This window comes from Pseudoxanthomonas sp. LjRoot204_2 (assembly GCF_056175765.1).
In genome coordinates this window covers 1-2414 of sequence record NZ_JBGFFG010000470.1, presented here as the reverse complement: position 1 = coordinate 2414, position 2414 = coordinate 1, and the positions used below count along the sequence as shown (strand labels likewise).

Below are 2414 nucleotides of genomic sequence, written 5' to 3'. Positions count from 1 at the left end.
ACATAGAGGAATGCACCGTAGGCTGGGTTGGAGCGCAGCGGAAACCCAGCATCAGGCGCGATGACGGCTCTGCTGGGTTTACGCTGCGCTCCAACCCAGCCTACGGCCGTCGTGCAGCCTTGGCTCGCCGTCATGCCTTCGCCCACACTCCTTCCATGCCCCGCAACATCCTCTTCATCTGCACCCAGAACCGCCTGCGCAGTCCGACGACCGAGCAGGTGTTCGCTGATTGGCCGGCCGTGGAGACGGCGTCCGCAGGATTGGGCAACGACGCCGAAGTCCCCGTGTCGCCCGAGCTGCTGGCGTGGGCGGACCTTATCTTCGTGATGGAGCCAGCGCATCGCAGCCGCCTGTCCGCGGAGTTCAAGCGCCACCTCAACGGCAAGCGGGTGATCTGCCTGGATATCCCGGACGATTACGCGTACATGGACCCCGTGCTCATCCGATTGCTGAAACAGAAGGTCGTTCGGTTCCTGCCTGCCGGCGCGGGGCTCGCATGAGTCGCCCCCTGCAGACCTGGACCGGCAGCTGCCACTGCGGCGCCGTCCGCTTCGAGATCGACACCGACTTTCCCGAGCTGACGCAGTGCGACTGCTCGATCTGCCGCAAAAAGAACGCGCTGATGGTGAAGGTGCACGAAAGCGCGTTCCGCCTGCTGGCGGGCGCCGACGTGCTCGCCGACTACCAGTTCCACACGCACACCGCGCACCACCATTTCTGCACGATCTGCGGCATCTATCCGTTCCACCGCAAGCGCGTCACCCCGGACTACTACGGCATCAACGTCTATTGCCTGGATGGATTCGATCCGGCCGGCATCCCGGTAAGGATGACGGTGGGCGCGGGCATGCCGTGACGGGATCGCACCACACGTAAATCCCTTGCTATAGCCGAGTCCCCGTGACCCCTTATATCGCCGCTTGCAATCGGCAAAAGGGCAGAGTAAGTTTTACTAGAGTAAAACTTACGGGGCGATACCATGTCGTGCACCGCCATCCTCCGCCAGTCCGGCGGTTCGGTCATCCTGTCAATTCCGAAGGCCATTGCCAGCACGCTGGCCGTCGAGGCAGGCTCGGTCGTGGAATTGACGGTGGAAGGTCGCACCCTGACGGTGTCGCCGGCGCGTCGTTCGCTGGCGGATCGCCTGGCCGGCAGCCCTGCTACGCCTGCGGCGTGGACCAGGGACGAAGTGTGGCTCGAGGATGAGCCGGCGGGACGCGAACTGCTCTAGGAGGAGCGGACATCATGGGCAAGGGAATCCCACAGCGCGGCGACATCCTGGAACTTAGCCTGGACCCGACACAGGGTCGTGAGATCCGCGGCGCCCGTCCGGTGCTGGTGTTGTCTGCCAGCGCCTTCAATCAGGCCTCCGGCCTGCTTCTGGTCGCTCCGATTACGCAAGGCGGTCAGGCGGCACGTGCGAACGGATTCAGCGTGACGCTGATGGGCACGGGGCTGCGTACGCAGGGGATCGTGCTGTGCGACCAGACGCGAACCGTGGACGCACGTGCGCGTACCTTCAAGCGGATCGAGAAGGCGCCGGATGGGCTGGTGCAGGAGGCATTGGACGCGGTGCGCGCAATCCTCGAGTGACGCTCGCTTCGCGCCGCGGCCGGTAGAATCGCACCATGGAACCCGCTGCCCGCATCGCCGACCTCCGCCGCCAGCTGGAGGACGCCAACTACCGCTATCACGTGCTGGACGAGCCCAGCATCCCGGACGCCGAGTACGACCGCCTGCTGCGCGCGCTGGACGAACTGGAGGCCGCGCACCCCGAGCTGGTCACCGCCGATTCGCCCACTCAGCGCGTGGGCAATGCGCCGGCCGGCAAGTTCGCCGAGGTGCGCCACGCCATCCCGATGCTGTCGCTGGGCAACGCCTTCAGCGACGAGGAAGTGCAGGACTTCGTCCGCCGCATCGCCGACAAGCTCAAGCGCCCGGCGTTGCGTTTCTCGGCCGAACCCAAGCTCGACGGCCTGGCCATCAGCCTGCGCTACGAGAACGGCGCGTTCGTGCAGGGCGCGACGCGTGGCGACGGCGCCACCGGCGAGGACGTCACCCTCAACCTGCGGACCATCAAAGCGATTCCTTTGACCCTGCGCGGCACCGGCTGGCCCGCCGTGCTGGAGGTGCGCGGCGAGGTGTACATGCCGCGCGCCGACTTCGAGAAATACAACGAACACGCGCGCAAGCACGGCGGCAAGGTGCTGGCCAACCCGCGCAACGGCGCGGCCGGTTCGCTGCGCCAGCTCGACCCGCGCATCACCGCGCAACGGCCGCTGGCGTTCTTCGCCTACGGCACCGGCCTGGTCGAGGGCGGCGACCTGCCGGATTCGCATTCGGCCACGCTGAAGCAACTGCGCGGCTGGGGGTTCCCGGTCAGCAGCCTCAGCGACGTGGTGGAAGGCGTGGAC

5 protein-coding genes are annotated in these 2414 nt (G+C 66.4%); all 5 read left to right on the top strand.

Translation table 11 applies throughout. The annotated features are described in order from the left end of the window. The first annotated feature begins 155 nt into the window (after positions 1–155). Complete coding sequence (locus AC04L7_RS16715; protein WP_435999016.1) at positions 156–500, top strand: low molecular weight protein tyrosine phosphatase family protein; 345 nt, start codon at positions 156–158, stop codon at positions 498–500. Next, entirely contained in the window at positions 497–856 is a 360-nt protein-coding gene (locus AC04L7_RS16710; RefSeq protein WP_435999015.1) for a GFA family protein, read from the top strand. The genes AC04L7_RS16715 and AC04L7_RS16710 overlap by 4 nt, the downstream gene beginning before the upstream one ends. Positions 857–979: 123 nt before the next feature. Next, positions 980–1231, top strand: a complete 252-nt coding sequence (locus tag AC04L7_RS16705; RefSeq protein WP_435999012.1) for an AbrB/MazE/SpoVT family DNA-binding domain-containing protein — start codon at positions 980–982, stop codon at positions 1229–1231. 14 nt (positions 1232–1245) lie between these two features. Further along, positions 1246–1593 carry a type II toxin-antitoxin system PemK/MazF family toxin gene (locus AC04L7_RS16700; protein ID WP_435999010.1) on the top strand — a complete coding sequence of 116 codons (348 nt, stop codon included), beginning with the start codon at positions 1246–1248 and terminating at the stop codon, positions 1591–1593. 35 nt (positions 1594–1628) lie between these two features. Continuing rightward, a partial coding sequence (locus tag AC04L7_RS16695; RefSeq protein WP_475513458.1) for an NAD-dependent DNA ligase occupies positions 1629–2414 on the top strand: 786 nt, incomplete at its 3' end.